At 62.4% G+C, this 16,102-nt stretch carries 16 protein-coding genes and 1 other RNA gene; 9 read left to right on the top strand and 8 right to left on the bottom strand.

The window, feature by feature from the left end; translation table 11 throughout:
* Nucleotides 1-1,247, bottom strand: a 1,247-nt coding sequence (locus tag C501_RS14275; RefSeq protein WP_281098863.1) for a GH25 family lysozyme, incomplete at its 3' end; no start/stop codon positions are given.
* Between the two features lie 290 nt (nt 1,248-1,537).
* On the opposite strand from C501_RS14275, the gene prfB reads away from it, so the two are divergent.
* The 7 genes from prfB (at nt 1,538) to ssrA (ending at nt 8,296) form a co-directional block, all read left to right on the top strand.
* Nucleotides 1,538-2,659 carry a peptide chain release factor 2 gene (prfB, locus tag C501_RS0106270; protein ID WP_018134778.1) on the top strand — a complete coding sequence of 374 codons (1,122 nt, stop codon included), beginning with the start codon at nt 1,538-1,540 and terminating at the stop codon, nt 2,657-2,659.
* 175 nt (nt 2,660-2,834) lie between these two features.
* Nucleotides 2,835-3,596: a cell division ATP-binding protein FtsE gene (gene ftsE, locus C501_RS0106265; RefSeq protein ID WP_018134777.1), complete on the top strand. Its 762-nt coding sequence runs from the start codon at nt 2,835-2,837 to the stop codon at nt 3,594-3,596.
* Nucleotides 3,593-4,507 (top strand): permease-like cell division protein FtsX, encoded by a 915-nt coding sequence (gene ftsX, locus C501_RS0106260; RefSeq protein WP_018134776.1) that lies wholly within the window; start codon nt 3,593-3,595, stop codon nt 4,505-4,507. Before ftsE ends, ftsX begins: the two co-directional genes overlap by 4 nt.
* 36 nt (nt 4,508-4,543) lie before the next feature.
* The gene (locus C501_RS0106255) at nt 4,544-5,962 is read left to right on the top strand and encodes a M23 family metallopeptidase (RefSeq protein ID WP_018134775.1); all 1,419 of its coding nucleotides are present in this window, start codon (nt 4,544-4,546) and stop codon (nt 5,960-5,962) included.
* A gap of 85 nt (nt 5,963-6,047) precedes the next feature.
* Nucleotides 6,048-6,518 carry an SsrA-binding protein SmpB gene (gene smpB, locus C501_RS0106250; RefSeq protein WP_018134774.1) on the top strand — a complete coding sequence of 157 codons (471 nt, stop codon included), beginning with the start codon at nt 6,048-6,050 and terminating at the stop codon, nt 6,516-6,518.
* An 86-nt stretch (nt 6,519-6,604) separates the two neighbouring features.
* Nucleotides 6,605-7,858, top strand: coding sequence for a glycoside hydrolase family 3 N-terminal domain-containing protein (locus tag C501_RS0106245; RefSeq protein ID WP_245532425.1), 1,254 nt, complete (start codon nt 6,605-6,607; stop codon nt 7,856-7,858).
* A 69-nt stretch (nt 7,859-7,927) separates the two neighbouring features.
* Nucleotides 7,928-8,296: a transfer-messenger RNA gene (gene ssrA / locus C501_RS13965) on the top strand.
* 71 nt (nt 8,297-8,367) lie between these two features.
* Here ssrA and C501_RS0106240 read toward each other — a convergent pair.
* Entirely contained in the window at nt 8,368-8,910 is a 543-nt protein-coding gene (locus tag C501_RS0106240) for a hypothetical protein (protein ID WP_018134772.1), read from the bottom strand.
* An 80-nt stretch (nt 8,911-8,990) separates the two neighbouring features.
* Here C501_RS0106240 and C501_RS0106235 point away from each other — a divergent pair, with 80 nt between their 5' ends.
* Together C501_RS0106235 and C501_RS0106230 are read left to right on the top strand one after the other, a co-directional pair.
* Complete coding sequence (locus tag C501_RS0106235) at nt 8,991-10,406, top strand: MFS transporter (RefSeq protein WP_018134771.1); 1,416 nt, start codon at nt 8,991-8,993, stop codon at nt 10,404-10,406.
* 50 nt (nt 10,407-10,456) lie between these two features.
* A complete protein-coding gene (locus tag C501_RS0106230; RefSeq protein WP_018134770.1) occupies nt 10,457-10,831 on the top strand; it encodes a YrdB family protein in 375 nt (124 codons plus the stop codon).
* A gap of 18 nt (nt 10,832-10,849) precedes the next feature.
* Here C501_RS0106230 and C501_RS0106225 read toward each other — a convergent pair whose 3' ends face one another.
* The 6 genes from C501_RS0106225 to C501_RS0106200 form a co-directional block, all read right to left on the bottom strand.
* Nucleotides 10,850-11,248 carry a fluoride efflux transporter FluC gene (locus tag C501_RS0106225; RefSeq protein WP_018134769.1) on the bottom strand — a complete coding sequence of 133 codons (399 nt, stop codon included), beginning with the start codon at nt 11,246-11,248 and terminating at the stop codon, nt 10,850-10,852.
* On the bottom strand, nt 11,245-11,691 hold the full coding sequence (locus C501_RS12695; RefSeq protein WP_245532424.1) for a fluoride efflux transporter FluC: 447 nt from the start codon (nt 11,689-11,691) through the stop codon (nt 11,245-11,247). The genes C501_RS0106225 and C501_RS12695 overlap by 4 nt, the downstream gene beginning before the upstream one ends.
* Before the next feature lie 5 nt (nt 11,692-11,696).
* A complete protein-coding gene (locus tag C501_RS0106215; protein ID WP_018134767.1) occupies nt 11,697-12,389 on the bottom strand; it encodes a metal-dependent transcriptional regulator in 693 nt (230 codons plus the stop codon).
* A 48-nt stretch (nt 12,390-12,437) separates the two neighbouring features.
* Nucleotides 12,438-13,682, bottom strand: a complete 1,245-nt coding sequence (locus tag C501_RS0106210) for an Nramp family divalent metal transporter (RefSeq protein WP_018134766.1) — start codon at nt 13,680-13,682, stop codon at nt 12,438-12,440.
* Nucleotides 13,683-13,829: 147 nt separating this feature from the next.
* Nucleotides 13,830-14,588, bottom strand: a complete 759-nt coding sequence (locus tag C501_RS0106205) for a class I SAM-dependent methyltransferase (RefSeq protein ID WP_018134765.1) — start codon at nt 14,586-14,588, stop codon at nt 13,830-13,832.
* A 100-nt stretch (nt 14,589-14,688) separates the two neighbouring features.
* Nucleotides 14,689-16,083 (bottom strand): aminotransferase class V-fold PLP-dependent enzyme, encoded by a 1,395-nt coding sequence (locus tag C501_RS0106200; protein WP_018134764.1) that lies wholly within the window; start codon nt 16,081-16,083, stop codon nt 14,689-14,691.
* Nucleotides 16,084-16,102: the final 19 nt, after the last annotated feature.

The raw sequence follows: 16,102 nt of genomic DNA, 5'->3' as shown, positions 1-16,102 counted from the left end.
AGGGGTCCGCTTTCGTAGCCCATGGAGGCCCAGCGGTTGCGGATTCCGCCGTTAGGGCTGGGTTGGGCTCCGGTGTTAGGGGACCAGTTGATGAACCCACGTTGGAAGGCTTGGTAGCAGCCGCCGTCTTTAAGCCCACAGATCACCCCTGAGGTGGCATTGCCCAGAGCCGCCCGGTTAGCTGAAGCTACTCGTGCTATTTGTCCTTGGACATCATTTCCCCAAGCCAGCTGGCGTAACCCGTCCATGCTGCCGTTGAAAACATTCGAATCTCCGCCGTTATAGGGCCCGTTTTCACTGAACTGCCAGAAGGTGTATCGAGGCCAGCCTCCGGGCATCCAGACATTATTCGCGGCTGCACCGTAGGCGGCGATCCATAGTGGGCTGCTCTGACTGAATGTTGATGGGTTACCCATGCAATCACGCCAGAAGAAGTAGGCAGTATAGATAGCTGGATCGCGTCCAGTGAGTCCGCGATAGGTGTTGACGAAGTCTGAAGTCCAGGCGGTGAGCTGGCCGGGAGACATGCCGAAGCATCTGCCTGAGTTGTCGCTGTAATTGGTCTCCAGGTCGAGAGCTCCCGGCAAGGTCCGGCCATCTGCCGACCAGCCGCCGCCGCTCTGCACAAAGACCCGGGCCTGGGCGGCGCCGCTGGAAAGGTTCGGCCGCGCGAAATGGTACGCCCCACGGATCATCCCGGCGGAATACGAGCCGTTGTACTGCTGTGCAAAGTAGTCGTTCATCCGCCAGGGGCCCTCGGAGGCCTTGATATAGGCGAAGCGCGCACCTTGGTTCCAGACCATCTGCCAGTTGACGTTCTGTTGCCAGCCGCTGACATCGACCCCGCCGGGCATATTTTCGGTGCCGGCAGGTTTGCTTGTCACGGGGGCGCTCAATGGCTCAGATTCGGCGGCGGGCCCGGTGGTGGACTGCTCGCTGCGCATCGGAACGCCTGGGGACTGCTGGGCTTGTGCCCGGCCGGCGTTCATCGTGGCACCTGGACCTTCTGGCCTGGTGACTACTTCGCCGGAGGGCAGCACGATGGAATCGGAGCCTTTAGAAGCATTGGAGGAACTCGGCGCCGCATCTTGAGTTGGATCTTGACGAGGAGCCTCTGGTAGCGCGGAAGGTTCTGGGCTTTGCGCAGGGCTCTCCGGGGCTTGGTCAGGCTTAGCGCTCTGGGTCGGGGCTGCCTGCTCCGAAGTCGGAGTCGGGGTCTCCGCGAAAGCAATAGGTGCACTGCTCATGGCCAAAGCCAGAAGGCCTGCAGTGAGCAGCGAAGCCCTGGCTTTTCTAGATTGGCGGGCAGGCAGGGCAGAGGGAGGGGGGAAATCCCGGTGCATGGCTATTCTCCAAGTAAATCAGTCTAGGGTATCTGTTTCAGATGCCTAGCACCGGTGACAGACATCCAATTCTCTGAAATTAAGAGTAACTGTCTGTTGCAAAAGTTTCCACTGTGAAAAATGTGGCTAATGAGAATCGACGGCTACTTTGCAAATAAAAGCGAGCGTCGCTCGATGGCCTAAGCTTGTGCTTCATGGCTGATATCGATTTTCCGGTGGAGATCCGCGAGCTGCGCAATACGCTTACCTCGGTTGAGCGAGTGATCGATGTGGATTCGCTCCGCGGTGAGGTCGAAGAGCTTTCAGTTCAGGCTGGCGCCCCGGATCTCTGGGACGACCCCGCCGAAGCTCAAAAAGTCACCTCGAAACTTTCGCACGCGCAGTCGAGGCTCGAGCGGCTCAGCGTCTTGAACGGACGGATCGATGACCTCGAGGTGCTGGTCGAATTGGCAGAAGCCGAGTCGGACCAGGAATCTTTGGCCGAAGCGAGCCGTGAGCTCAGCAGCCTGCAGAAGTCTCTCCAGGATCTGGAAGTCGTTACCCTTTTATCCGGTGATTACGATGAACGGGAAGCCGTGATCACGATCCGTTCCGGCGCTGGTGGCGTGGATGCGGCGGATTTCGCGGAGATGCTTCTGCGGATGTATTTGCGCTGGGCGGAGCGCCGAGGCTACTCCACCCAGGTGCTGGATACCTCCTACGCAGAAGAAGCCGGGCTGAAGTCGGCGACTTTCGAAGTCAAGGCGCCCTACGCCTATGGCACGCTCAGCGTCGAAGCCGGCACCCATCGCCTCGTCCGAATCAGCCCCTTCGACAATCAGGGCCGGCGCCAGACGTCCTTCGCCGCCGTCGAGGTCGTGCCGCTCATCGAGCAGACGGACAGCATCGAGATCCCGGAGAACGAGATCCGGGTCGATGTGTTCCGCTCCTCAGGTCCGGGCGGCCAATCGGTCAACACCACTGACTCCGCGGTGCGGCTGACTCACGTGCCGACCGGAATCGTGGTCTCCATGCAGAACGAGAAATCGCAGCTTCAGAACCGGGCAGCCGCGATGCGAGTGCTGCAATCTCGGCTGCTGCTGCTCAAGAAGCAAGAGGATGAAGCGGAGAAGAAAGCTCTGGCCGGCGACGTGAAAGCATCCTGGGGTGACCAGATGCGTTCGTATGTGCTGAACCCCTATCAGATGGTCAAGGACCTCCGCACCGAGCATGAAGTAGGGAACACTACTGCGGTGCTCGACGGAGATATCGATGATTTCATCGATGCGGGAATCCGCTGGCGCGCCAATCAGCGCAATAGCGCGGAAGGCGCATAGCGCCCAAGTGGTTCATGGGCGGTCCCTGTCAATTAGCCGACACACCGCCGGCAGTGACGGGATTCTGCCGGTAGAGGTGTCATAGTCGAAAAGTCGGCGGACTCTTCCCCAAACCTCTGCCCAGCCGCCGGCCGGAAGTTTCAGTATAGCTTTCCGAGCTGGGCAACAAAGGGCCATGATCCGTTTCGATAACGTCACCAAGGTCTACGACCGCAAGAGCCGTCCAGCTCTGAACGACCTCTCCGTGGAAGTCGATCGTGGCGAGTTCATCTTCCTGGTCGGGGCTTCGGGCTCTGGCAAATCCACTTTCCTGCGGCTTGTCCTGCGTGAAGAGCGGGCCAGTGGGGGTAGTGTCTACGTCGCTGGCCAGAACGTGGCCCATATCTCCTCCTGGCGTGTGCCCAAGCTGCGCCGGGGCATCGGCATCGTCTTCCAGGATTTCCGGCTGCTGCCGCAGAAGACGGTCTTCGCTAATGTTGCCTTTGCGATGCAGGTGATCGGCAGGAACCGCAGCGTGATCCGGGACACGGTCCCCGAGGTGCTCAAGACCGTCGGTCTGGAGGGTAAAGAGAACCGGATGCCGCATGAGCTCTCCGGCGGTGAGCAGCAGCGTGTCGCCATCGCCCGGGCTGTGGTGAACAAGCCCGGAATCCTGCTCGCCGATGAGCCGACCGGTAACCTCGACCCGGAGACTTCGCTGGGCATCATGAAAGTGCTCGACAAGATCAATCAGAACGGCACCACCGTGGTCATGGCCACGCACGACGACGACATCGTGAACCAGTACCGCAAGCGGGTGGTGGAGCTCAAGAACGGCAGCATCATCCGGGACGAGGCCACGGCCTTGTACACCTCCATGATCCCGAAAGTGGATACGGCGGGCCCGGGTGATGCTCATTCCCCGGCGGCTTCAGCCACTGAGGAGGGCTCGGCATGAGGGCCGGATTCATTCTCGGAGAGATTGCCTCCGGTCTGCGCCGGAACCTGTCCATGGTGGTCTCAGTGATCCTCGTGACGCTAGTTTCTCTGACCTTCGTCGGGGCAGCCTTGATGGCCCAGGCTCAGGTGAGTAATCTCAAGGGTTTCTGGTACGACAAGATCCAGGTCTCGATCTTTCTGTGCAATAAGAACTCCACGGCGTCCACGTGCGATGCCGGCCCGATCACCGATGCTCAGCAGCAGGAGATCCGGGGCATGATCGAATCCGCGCCGATCTCCCAATACGTCAAGAGCGTGCAGTTCGAGACTCAGGAACAGGCGCTCACCAACATCCGGGAGCAGATGCAGGATTCCCCCTTCGCGGATGCGCTGACGGCCGATCAGCTGCCGGCATCGTTCCGGATCAGCCTCAACGACCCGCAGCAGTTCCCGATCTTTAAAGAAGCCTTCTCCTCGGTGCGTGGCGTGGATCAGGTCGTAGACCTGCGCAGGGTGCTCGAACCCCTTTTCACCGTGATCAACTGGGGTACCTGGATCGCTACCGGAGTCGCAGTACTGATGATCATCGCCGCGGCGCTACTGGTGGCGACGACGATTCGGCTTTCTGCCTTCAGTAGGCGCCGGGAGACTGGGATCATGCGCCTTGTGGGCGCTTCGAAGACCGTGGTGCAGCTGCCTTTTATCCTGGAAGGCGTGATCGCTGCGGTGATCGGGGCCCTGCTGTCGATCCTCATTCTCTGGCTCGTGCTGATCTTCGGCATTACCGGATACCTCGCGCCGATGAATCCGACGACGCCTTTCATCACGGCTGGCCAGGTGTGGTGGGTCGCACCGATCCTGATCGGGATCAGCGTCCTTGTCGCAGGGTTCTCCTCATGGATTACTCTCAGGAAGTACTTGAAGGTTTAGGCTAGAGTCAGTTCAGTGACGACTCAGGAGAAGGATATGTCAGAGCAGCCATCCCAGACCAGCGCCGTAGCGACTGCTGCCGAAGCCCGAGGAAGCAGCTTCCGGCGGCATCGCACGACGATCCTGCGATCCTGCTGCGTCGCGCTGAGCACCGGGCTGTTCGCCGGGATCGCCGCGCCGCTTTTCCTCGGGGCCGCCGCCAATGCGGCGGATCAGCTGGACGATCAAGCCGCCAAGCTCCAGCAACAGGCGGCCGATGTCCAGGCCTCACTGGAATTCGTGGATACCGGTATTGCCAAGTCCGCTGCTGATCTGACTCTGTATTCAGGGATGCTGCCCGGGGCGCGCCAGGCCCTGTCCGATGCTCAGGGCAAAGTCGCCACCGCGACTTCGGAGGCCCAGTCCTTGTCCGAACGCCTGGGCTTGGCTCAGCAGAGCAAGGATAAGATCGCCGAGCAGATCGCCTCGGACCAGGTCAAGTCGGAAGAATCGCAGAAGATCATCGGCCAGATCGCTGCGCAGACCTATAAGAGCGGCGGGCTTCCGGCCAACCTTTCAGTGCTGCTGAGTGCGGATCCCACCGAGGCGGTGGACAGTACTGCGTTGGCCGATCAGGCGCTGCGCAGTCAGTACGCGATTTTGGACAAGCTTTCCCAGCAAGGTGCAACGAACCGGAACGCGCAGGCCCGGCTGGTTGCGGTGGAAACCGAGATCCAGGACCTCAAGGGCAAGGCGGATGCCGCACTGGTCGCGGAGCAGACAGCTCAGGAAGAGGCCGCGGGCAAGAAGGCCGATCTGGAGAAATTGGTCTCCGATACCACCGCGCTAAGTGAAGAACTTAACGCCAAGCGTCCGGAGATTCAGGCGCAGCTGGCCTCGGTCCAAGCGCAGCAGCAGGAAGTAGCCGCGCAGATCGCTGAGCGTCAGCGCAAAGAACAGGAAGCCTGGCAGGCAGAGCAGCGCCGACTCGCGGAGGCGCGCGGCCAGTCCAACTACGTGCCGCCGCAGCCGGGTACCGTCGAGGTTCAGCCATCGTCCTTCGGCCTGGTCTCACCGTTCGCCGGTTTCCCGGTGACTTCCGGCTGGGGCTGGCGGCAGGTGCCGCCAGGAACCATTGACTTCTACGGTACGGGCGCCTACCAGCACACCGGCATCGACTACGGTGCTCCCTGCGGAACGCCCGTCCGGGCTCCTGCCGCCGGAACCGTTTCCGTCGCCGGCTGGCTCAATAACGGTGGCGGCAATGCCGTCCAGCTCTCCAACGGAGTGGTTCAGGGCAATGCTCTCACCACGGTCTTCTATCACAACTCCCGGGTTGTGGTCTCGGCCGGTCAGCAGGTGAATACCGGCGATGTGTTAGCGTACTCAGGCAGCACCGGCAACTCCACGGGGTGCCATGCGCACTTCGAGACCTGGCTCAACGGCACGCCCGTCAACCCCGCAGGCCTGCTCTGATCTTACTGACTGGCTGGGGCACGGTAGGATAGATGGTCCGATCAGGGGCGTGATTCAGGAAAGAGTCAGGAAAGGTGGGATAACCATGCCACGGGAACGCGGACGCAAAGTCATCGCGACTAATCGCAGGGCCCGCCATGACTACCACCTGGGTGATACCTACGAAGCTGGAATCGCGCTGATGGGCACCGAAGTCAAGTCTCTGCGCGAAGGGCGGGCGAACCTCGCCGACGGCTATGCGGCATTCGACGGGGATGAGCTCTGGCTGGAGTCGGTGTACATCCCGGAGTACCTGAACGGCTCTTGGACCAATCATGCAGCTCGCCGTCGACGGAAGCTGTTGCTTCACCGGACGGAGCTGACCAGGATCGCGCACCGCAGCCGGGAAACCGGGACGACCATCGTGCCGTTGCAGCTGTATTTCAGCGACGGCCGGGCTAAGGTCGAGATCGCGGTGGCTAAAGGCAAGCGCGAATACGATAAGCGCCACGCCCTGCGTGAAGCCCAGGATGCCCGGGAAGCGCAGCGCGCGATGCGGGAGAAAAACCTCGGCTGAGCGGTCAGCTGTGGTGAGCAAAAGGCGCGCTAAGTCACCGGATCCGAACGCTCAGCCTGTGTTTTGCGGGCGTAGGAGGGAATATTGTGCGTCGCTGGAATAGCCAGTGGAACAACATCCAGATCATAGCGGTTCTTGCTGGGCTGTTAGTGCTGCTAGTCGGAGCTTCGTGGCTCGTTTTCTCCGGGGTCCTGTCCGGAAATCAAGAAGCCTCGGACACCGGGCAGCCCAACGTCTCAGAATCGGATGCTACGGAGAGCGCAGAGCCTTCTGCGAGCCCAACCCCCTCGCAGACTTCGGCTGCTCAGCAGGCGCTAGCGGGCCTGACGCCGCAGCAGAAAGTAGGGCAAGTCGTCATGGCCTCAGTCCCGGTGACCGGCCCTGAGCCGGCGGCACTGGCCGCTCTTCAGCAGCTCCAGCTGGGCAACGTCTTCTTGAAAGGCAGAGCGTACGGCGGGACAACCGAAGTCTCCGCGGTTTCAGCTCGGGCGAGCGAGGCCGTGACCATTCCCGGCAGCGGCGGCATCCGCCCCTTCGTCGCCACGGACCAGGAGGGCGGGGCAGTCCAGATCATGAACGGGCCGGGGTTCTCCGAGATTCCCGCCGCCATCCAGCAGGGCGGAGTCAGCTCGGAGCAGCTGCGTGCGCAGGCAGCCGGATGGGGCGGCGAGCTCGCATTGGTAGGGGTCAACGTCAATTTTGCCCCGACCCTCGATACTGTCCCCTCCGCCGCTTTCGCGCCTCGCAACGCCCCGATCGGAGCGTTCGGGCGGCAGTACGGCTATAGGCCGGAGGTGGTCTCCGCAGCGGGCGGGGCGGTGGCCAAAGGCTTCGCCGACGCCGGAGTCGCCCCCACGATCAAGCACTTCCCGGGGCTGGGCCGGGTCACCGGAAACACGGATACGGTCAGTGGGGTAGTGGACTCCCAGACACAGGCCGATGACCCGTATCTGCTTCCCTTCCGGAATGCGATAGCGGCTGGAACGCGTTGGGTCATGATGTCCAATGCGAGCTACCCTCAGCTCGATGCGCAGAATATCGCGCCGTTCTCCCCGGCCATCATGGGGCAGCTATTGCGGCAGGATCTCGGCTTCGACGGGATCGTGGTCTCGGACGATATGTGCGATGCGGTGCAGCTCTCGCCCTATGCCCCCGCGACGCGTGCAGCTGATTTCATCGCTGCCGGCGGAACCATGGCGCTGTGCACCAATCCGGCGGTGCTTCCCGCCTTCTATCAGGGCGTACTGGACCGCGCTGCCGCTGATCCGGTCTTCGCGAAAACCCTGGACGAAGCGGTGCTGAAGGTGCTGGAATCAAAAGCTCAGAGCGGATTGTTATAAGAACTGGCACCAACCGAATGCGGCAGTTAGCCGTTGTCGGGTAAACTGGATGCCTTGGTAACAACATATGGGGATGACAGGTTTCGACGATGTATGTCGCGACAGGGGAAGCGGGCCGAGGATGCAGAGTTATCTCGGAAACGCCCTCTGCAAACCAATAAGTGCCAATTCTAAGCGCACTGACTTCGCTCTCGCTGCCTAAGTAGCGGGACGGTCCGTCAGCCCGGGGATGCTCTCGCCCCGGTCACTGGCGTCAGCTAGGGAGCCACTGCTTTTAGCCGTTGTCGCAGCGGCTAAAGGGACTTTTATGCGACTGGGCCCAGGTCAGCGACCTGTTTGCAGGATCGCTGGGGCCGAGAAATCCTGACGCAAACTGCGCCCGGAGAAGCCCTGACAAAGCAGCATCGGACGGGGGTTCGATTCCCCCCATCTCCACTATAAAACCCCAGCTCAGGCTGGGGTTCTCTAGTGCTTAGCCATAATGCGCCCGAAAGGGTGATATCTAGAATCTAGAAAACTTCCTCGTCGTCTTCGTCGTCGTCTTGGATGCCTTCCGCGGCGGGGTCAGAGATCGTGATAGCAGCCCAGAGACCCGCTACGGCGCCCACAAAGATGAGCCATACGGCCGGCTCCAGTCCGGCGATCCGCGGTCCATACACTGTGGTGAGGAACATGACCAGCGGCAGCAGCACGGCAGCGATCCCTGACAGCAGTGCGGCGCCGCGCAGGCCTCGCCTCTGTGGGTAGAACGCCAGGAGCAACAACAGGATCACCGTAGCGATGACAATCAGGACCCCGAAAGCGCCTATGGTGATCGCCGGATTAGCCGAGGTCTCATGATCGCTGAGGAAATCCAGGTTGAATCCTCGCAAGAGGGTCCGTATGCCGTTCAGTTCATAGGGCTTACCTTGCGCTCCGCCGCCGACACGGAACCAGGAGAGTCCCAAAGAGATCAGCAGCACTAAGCCGGAAAAGATCAAGACCGCCCGGGCCAATATATTCCGTGCGAAAGCAGAGCTTTCCGCACTGCTCTCATCTCGCAAAAACGTCATTATATCCGCCCTCTTCTGTTCTATCACGTCTTCCTACTGTTGCTGCTGCGCTGCGCTGTCCAGGGACTATTTTGATACCTATGGATGTCTCCACGGGATCGATGACCGCACTCCAGCGCACTGCGCTCATCATCGCGATTCTCGCTTCCTTTGTCTCGATCCTGGACGGCAGCGTAGTCAACCTCGCGCTGCCCGCTATCAGTCAGGAGCTAGGCGGGGGTCTTTCCAGTCAGCAGTGGATCGTTGATGGATACCTGCTCACCCTGGGGGCTCTCATCCTCGTGGCGGGCAGTCTCTCCGATCTGTTCGGCCGGTTGCGGATCCTGTCCGCCGGGTTGATCGGCTTCGCGATCACTTCGGTTCTGTGCGGATTAGCCACCAGTGAATTGTTTCTGATCTTGGCACGCATATTACAAGGCATTGCCGGTGCTTTACTAGTACCTAGTTCGCTTGCCCTGATCATCGAAAACTTCCGCAAGGAGCAGCAGGGCCGAGCCATCGGCCAGTGGACTGCCTGGACGGGTGTGGCGACGATCGCTGCCCCGGTTCTGGGAGGTCTGGCAGTGGATTATCTGAGCTGGCGATTCATCTTCTTCGTGAACCTCCTTCCGATCCTGGTGTGCTGGCTTCTGCTGCGCAGGCTCCGTGCGCTCGAGGGCCAGCAGGAGCCCGTCGTGCGGGAGTCGGGTCGGGTGGATTATCTCGGCGCGGGGTTAGCCGTGACAGGTCTGGGTGCTCTGGTCTTCGGTCTCATCGAGCAGGGCAGCAGAGGCTGGGGGAGCCCCTGGGTGCTCGGGCCGCTGCTGCTGGGGGCCGTAGCCCTGACCGGATTCATCGTCCATGAGTGGCGGGCTGCTCAGCCGATGATGCCACTTTCACTTTTCACCGTCCGTCATTTCTGGGTCGGCAATCTTGCCACGTTCTTCATCTACGGAGCGATGTCCCTGGGGTTTTTCACCTTCGGCCTCTTCTTGCAGCAGGTGGCGGGCTTGCCTGCCGCAATAGCTGGCCTGGCCATGCTGCCCAGCACGGTTCTCCTGCTGCTCCTCTCGTCCTGGTTTGGCACGCTGGCCGGCCGCTACGGGGCTAGATGGTTCATGGGGCTGGGGCCGATCGTTGCCGGCAGCGGCTTTCTGCTCTTGGTCAATATCAGTCTTCCGCTGTCTTATGGCCTGCAGGTGCTGCCGGGCATGGTGGTCTTCGGCATAGGCTTGGCCGCTACTGTCGCTCCGCTGACCGCGACCATCCTGGGGTCCATCACCACCCGGCGCGCTGGTATCGGATCTGCGGTGAATAACGCGGTGTCCAGGGTGGCCGGCTTGATCGCCATCGCCTTGGCAGGCGGCGTGCTGGGCGGCCAGCTCGACCTCCCCGGAACTCGTACGGTCATGCTGGTCTCGGGACTGGCCTTGGCTGCTGGCGGGGTGATCTCGCTCTGCGGCATCCGGGATCGGCCCAGCGACCAGCTGCGGATGCCCGCGAAGCTGAGGGAATAGATAGGATTGACCGTAATGGAATCGCAGATTCATGATGGAGGCGATCAACGGTGAGCCGAATTAGTACTGGTGCTGCCCGGCGGCGGGCCCTGGGCAGGGTCAACGGCACTTTGGCGTTCATCCTTGAAGTGAGCCTTCTGGTGGTGGCATTTTTCTGGGCCGCAAGCCTTTTTTCCGGCGGCTGGGGGACCGCCGCTGGCATTGTGCTAGTGGTGATCCTGGTGGCTTTCTGGAGCTATGTGATGGCGCCTAAGGCCGCCCATCGTCTACGTTGGCCGGTTCAGCCGTTAGTAGCTCTGCTGTGTTTCGTCTTCGCCGGAGTGGGTTTGTTCGCCCTGGGCTTCTGGCCGCTCGGCGTGCTCATGATCGTCATCGCGGTGGTGCATACAACGCTTTCGTTCTGGCTGCGCTCTGCCGGTTCCTGAGCGTACAGACGGGCGGGATCAGATCCCGCCGAGGGCCAGACCTGCTGCCGCAGCGGATAATCCCAGAACGGTATTGACTATGAGATTCGCTGCTGCGGGGAGGCGGCGGCCCTGCTGCCAGAGCAGCACGGTTGCCACCGTGAACGAGCTGAAAGTGGTCAGGCCGCCGGCGAGCCCGGTAGCCAGCACCTGATACCAGAACGGATCGAGTACTGCCTGCAGCAGCAGGCCCGCGCTGAGGCCGATGCCGAAACTGCCGATGAGGTTGACCAGAAGGGTCGCCCAGGGCCATTGCCCCCGGCTGCCTGATGGGTATCGCCCCCGCCAGGAGGCTGAGATGAGGGCATCGGCGCCGAACCTAGCTAAGGCCCCGAGCGCGCCGGCCAAGCCGATGGCCAGTGCGCCAAGCGCGGTCATGCTCGTTCCTTCTGAAGATGCCGATCCCGTCCCCAGTGCAGCCCCGCCGCTGCTGCTGCGATGCCCAGGCAGAGCGAGATCAGGAGGTACCAGAGAGCCACCGGCCAGAATCCGTCTCGACTCAGCGAGTCAACCACGATGACGACCGCGGAGAAAGTAGTGAAAGACCCCAGCAGGCCCGGCCCCAGCGCGGCGCGCAGCCAGGGCCGCCCCGGGTGCCTGGACCAGCGGGCGGTCAGGAGTCCTAGAATCAAGCTCCCGAGGACATTGATGATCAGCGTGGTCGCGGGGAAGCCATGGGCAGGTTCGGGAAACAGCACGCCGAGAAGATAGCGTGCTTCCGTGCCGAGGAAGCCCGCGATAGCCACGGCGATCCAGGAGTTCAGCGGGGGCCAGGCCGGTACCGGGCCTGCGGTGGGCTGAGAGCGGGACACGGCTGCCACGGTGCTTAGTGCGTACTGTCCACGCGGGGGTCATCGGCGATCCACAGCGCTGCGCCGATTTCGTCACTGAGGTCTATCTCCTGGACGTGCTCGCCCTGGCTGAGCCGGACGATGGTGGCTCCGCCGAAGGGCTTGCGGCCCAGGATCTCCACGTGCGCGTCAAGGGTGATTCGTTCTTCCTGAAGGTATCGCAGGAGTTCGGGGTTGTCGTCGCTGATCCGCGTGATCACGCCGCGATGGCCGGTATCGAGTTCGGCGAGGCGGCGTGCACTGGGCATCTGCACGGTTCCGTCCCTGGTGGGAATCGGATCTCCGTGCGGGTCGCGGTCCGGGTGGCCGAGCTTGGCGGCGAGCCGTTCGATGAACTGCTCGGAGACGGCATGCTCGAGGTTCTCCGCCTCGTTGTGGACCTCATCCCAGCCGTACCCCAGTTCCTGGGCCAGGTAGGTTTCGATCAGGCGATGCCGCCGCACCATGGCCAGCGCCAGGGCCCGGCCGGATTCAGTGAGCGTGACACTGCTGTAGGGGCGGTGATCTACGAGCCCGGCCTCTTTGAGCTTACGCACCATTTCCGAGACCGAGGAATTCGCTATGCCCAGCCGCGAAGCCAGCTGCGAGGAGGTGATCGGCTGATCCTGCCATTCCGTATAGGTATAGATCACCTTGACGTAGTCCTCGACGCTTGAAGAGGTGTTCATCGGCTTCACGCACTTCAGAATACCTGCTGAACCGGCGCGTTCCCGGAATTAGCCGTTCCCGGTGACGGTCAGGTAGATCAGCAGGAGATTGAGGATGATGATCAGCAGCACGCTGACTCCGGAGAGCAGCCGTACCGCCAGGTTGTCCCGGTACTGGCCCATCAGGTCGCGATTGGCGGTTAGTCGCAGCAAGGGGATGAGCGCGAAGGGAATGCCGAAGCTGAGCACCACCTGGCTCAGGATGAGTGCCCAGGTGGGGTCCACCCCGAGCATGAGCAGTGCCAAGGCTGGAATGAGGCTGATGGCCCGGCGGGCCAAGAGCGGAACCCGGAAGTGCACCAGGCCGGCCATGATATTGGCGCCCGCATAAGAGCCCACCGAGGTCGAGGCGAGCCCTGAGGCGAGCAGCCCGATGGCGAAAATAGCGCCGATAGCGGGGCCCAGGGCGCTGGTAATGGCGCCGTGCGCGCCTTCGATGCTGTCAGTCCCTTCGACGCCGCGCAGTGTGGCCGCGGCGAGGAGCAGCATACCCAGGTTCACTGCGCCGGCGATGGCCAGGGCGGTGGTGACGTCGATGCGGGTCGCTCGGATGAGGGTGCGGAGTTTGCCGGCCCCGGGCGCGGTGCTTCCGATCGGGCGATGCCGATCGCGGGCGAGTGCGGAGTGCAGATAGATCGCGTGTGGCATCACGGTGGCGCCCAGCATGCTCGCGGCAAGCAGTACGGACTCACTGCCCTCGAAACGGGGGATGAGCCCGGAGAGTGTCTCCTGCGGGTCCGGAGGAGCGATGAGCAGGCCCGTGAGGAAACCCACGGTAATGATTGCCAGTAAGCCCAGGATGACGATCTCGAAACGGTGCTGCCCGTAGCGGTTCTGGACGCTGAGGATCACCATGGAGATCAGGCCGACGATGACTCCGCCGAGCGGCAGCGGTACGTCGAAGAGCAGTTTGAGGGCGATGGCCCCGCCGATGACCTCTGCGATATCGGTGGCCATAGCGGCGATCTCGGCCTGCACCCAGTAGGCGCGGCGCGGCCAGGGGCGCATTCTCTCACCGAGGATCTCCGGCAGGGATTTTCCGGTGACGAGGCCGAGTTTCGCAGACTGGTACTGGATCAGCATGGCCATGAGGTTGGCGACGACGATGACCCAGACCAGCAGGTAGCCGAAGCGGGCCCCGCTAGTGAGGTTCGCGGCGACGTTCCCGGGGTCCACATAAGCGATGGCGGCGACGAAGGCCGGCCCGAGCAGCAGCAGTGACCGGCGCGGTGTCCGAATGCGGGTCGCGGTCATACGGATGGAAGCCTCTTCTAAAGTAAAGGTTTGCCTTATAAATATTTTTAGGTTCACCTAAAAATATGACATTCCTCAATATAGTGAGCCAGCCGCTCGGAGGCAAGTGCTCCAGACTCCCCGGAGATCCGATCTTGCGAAGGTCTTCTAGCGGGGCACCGCGTGCCAGGCCGTAGCCAGATAGGGCAGCTCGATTCGACTATCCGAAGTCCAGCCCAGATGCTCGTGCAGATACCAATCGAGATTCGCCAGGACTTTGGCGCGGATCGAGTCCGTGGCCCGGAGGTAATAACTGCGGGACTTGGCCAGTTCCATCACACCAGCGGTGCTGAGGTTCTGCAGCCAGCTGAAAGACCGGCTTTCGCACAGTCTGAGCTCCTGGCCGAGCGGCGGCCGGAAGTCCTCCCGGAGCACATCGCCGGCATGCATGATTCGGCTGAGGCGATGCACCCAGGGCTCCCGGACATCCAGCTGGTTCCAGAGCAGGCCCAGGGAGCCGCCTGGCGCAAGCACCCTCGCGATCTCCCGGCTCGCGGCCGGAACATCGAACCAGTGCCAGGCCTGGGCCGCGAAAACGGCGTCGACACTGGCATCGGCCAGCCGGAGGGATTCCGCGCTGTCCGGATAACAGGTGACGGAAGGCAGCTGCCGCTGCAGTTCAGCGAGCATCTGCGCGGAAAGGTCCGTCACGGTGACATCTAAGCCCCGTTCGACCAGATGCGTCGTGAATTTCCCGGTCCCGGCACCCAGCTCCAGTACCCGCTTGGCTGCCCTTGGGATCAACCAGTCTGTGAGCTCCTTGGGGTACCCGGGCCGGATCCGTTCATAGCGCTCGGCTCCATCTTGGAAGGCAGCAGCGAGCTCCCTGCGCCGTTCCGGCTGGAATTTCGGGCCCGCTGAACACATTTTCTAGCTCTCCCTGCCTTCTGCTTCCCGGCTTGTTGCACCAGCAGATCAGCATAGCGAATCTCGAAATATGAAGCAGTAAACCCAACGCGCTCATAAGTCAGAGCGTGTTGCAGGGGGCCGCTCCGGCGGTTCCCGGTAGATTCGGCGCCCAGGCGGGGAATGACCGTGGGTCATGCACCGGAACCCACCGATCGGCGTCGATCACGTAGTCCCATTGGGGCCCTGGGCCCAGCAGCTCACGCACCCCGCGGACCAGACGCTCGATGTCTTCACCGCGGGAGCCTAGGCCCAGGCTCGCCCTGAGCGAGCCCGAGGGCAGCCCGAGCCTACGGAGCAGCGGGTGCGCACAGAACCTGCCATCGCGCACTCCGATTCCGTGTTCGGCGGATAAGTACGCCGCAGCGAGCCCGGCATCGTAGCCGGCGATCGAGAAGTTCACGATCCCCACGGCGTCCGTAGGATCTGTTTCGGAGAAGAAGTGGTGCACGCGGACGCCGTCGATAGCGGAGAGCCCGGCGACCAGCTGCTCGCGGAGAGCCGTGTCATGATACTGCCGGACGTCTTGGTCCAGCCCGGCCAAAGCCTCGAGAGCTGCCGCCAGAGCGGCGGCGCCGAGCACATTGGGGCTTCCGCCTTCGTGCCGTGCCGGGCTGCTGGCCCAGCGCACGGAATCAGGCCGCACTTCGTTCACCGCACCGCCGCCGGCCAGGTGTGGCGGCCCTTGATCGAGCCAATCCGGCCTTCCGATCAGAACCCCGGCACCGAAGGGGGCGTAGATCTTATGCCCTGAGAACGCGAGATAGTCCACATCCCAGTCCGCTATATTCACGACGCGATGCGGGATCAGCTGAGCGGCGTCCACCACGATACGAGCACCGTGAGCGTGCGCCAGCCGGGCCAACTCGGCGACGGGCAGCAGCTCTCCGGTGACGTTCGAGGCCGCGGTCACAGCGAGGAGCGTCACCTGACCGGCCCTGAGTTCGCGTTCCACAAGCTCCAGTGTGGCGGCGACGCTAGGCGCTGCCAGCACGCTGCGATGCGGCAACGCCTGCCAGGGCAGCAGGTTCGCATGGTGCTCCAGATCAAGGTACAGCACATCTCCGGGCCGATCAGCCGTGGCCTCCGGGAAGCACCTCGCCAGCAGGTTCAGGGCATCTGTCGTATGGCGGGTGAAGACCACGGCGTCATCCGGCCTGCCGCCCAACTGGGTGCGCACGATATTCCGTGCGCTTTCATACACCGAGGTACTGATCTGCGAGGTGTACCCGGCACCGCGGTGCACACTCGCATAGTAGGGGACAATGGTTTGCAACCGCTCCAGAACAGAGAGCAGGGCCGGTGCCGAGGCCGCGTAGTCGAGATTGACGTAACGCACCCGGCCGCTCTGCACGAGCGGCACGGTCAGATCTTCGCCGGCGACGGGCAGCAAGGGCAGCAGCTGGTCATGCCCAGACAAGCCGGCTAAGGAAGGGGTGTGCGCTAAGGTACTCATGGTTCCTCCGGTTGAGAGG

Source organism: Acaricomes phytoseiuli DSM 14247 (assembly GCF_000376245.1).
In the GTDB taxonomy this organism is placed as follows: domain Bacteria; phylum Actinomycetota; class Actinomycetes; order Actinomycetales; family Micrococcaceae; genus Renibacterium; species Renibacterium phytoseiuli.
Note: the sequence above shows the minus strand (reverse complement) of the source record. Positions and strands in the feature narration are given on the sequence as shown.

Bases quoted from the DNA above. Each gene is read 5' to 3' on its own strand.
- C501_RS0106205 (WP_018134765.1), bottom strand. From the start codon at position 14,588: ATGTGTTCAGCGGGCCCGAAATTCCAGCCGGAACGGCGCAGGGAGCTC.
- C501_RS0106225 (WP_018134769.1), bottom strand. From the start codon at position 11,248: ATGACCGCGCTTGGCGCACTGGCCATCGGCTTGGCCGGCGCGCTCGGG.
- smpB (WP_018134774.1), top strand. From the start codon at position 6,048: ATGCCACGGGAACGCGGACGCAAAGTCATCGCGACTAATCGCAGGGCC.
- C501_RS0106240 (WP_018134772.1), bottom strand. From the start codon at position 8,910: ATGACGTTTTTGCGAGATGAGAGCAGTGCGGAAAGCTCTGCTTTCGCA.
- ftsE (WP_018134777.1), top strand. From the start codon at position 2,835: ATGATCCGTTTCGATAACGTCACCAAGGTCTACGACCGCAAGAGCCGT.
- C501_RS0106210 (WP_018134766.1), bottom strand. From the start codon at position 13,682: ATGACCGCGACCCGCATTCGGACACCGCGCCGGTCACTGCTGCTGCTC.
- C501_RS0106235 (WP_018134771.1), top strand. From the start codon at position 8,991: ATGGATGTCTCCACGGGATCGATGACCGCACTCCAGCGCACTGCGCTC.
- prfB (WP_018134778.1), top strand. From the start codon at position 1,538: ATGGCTGATATCGATTTTCCGGTGGAGATCCGCGAGCTGCGCAATACG.
- C501_RS0106215 (WP_018134767.1), bottom strand. From the start codon at position 12,389: ATGAACACCTCTTCAAGCGTCGAGGACTACGTCAAGGTGATCTATACC.
- C501_RS0106255 (WP_018134775.1), top strand. From the start codon at position 4,544: ATGTCAGAGCAGCCATCCCAGACCAGCGCCGTAGCGACTGCTGCCGAA.
- C501_RS0106200 (WP_018134764.1), bottom strand. From the start codon at position 16,083: ATGAGTACCTTAGCGCACACCCCTTCCTTAGCCGGCTTGTCTGGGCAT.
- ftsX (WP_018134776.1), top strand. From the start codon at position 3,593: ATGAGGGCCGGATTCATTCTCGGAGAGATTGCCTCCGGTCTGCGCCGG.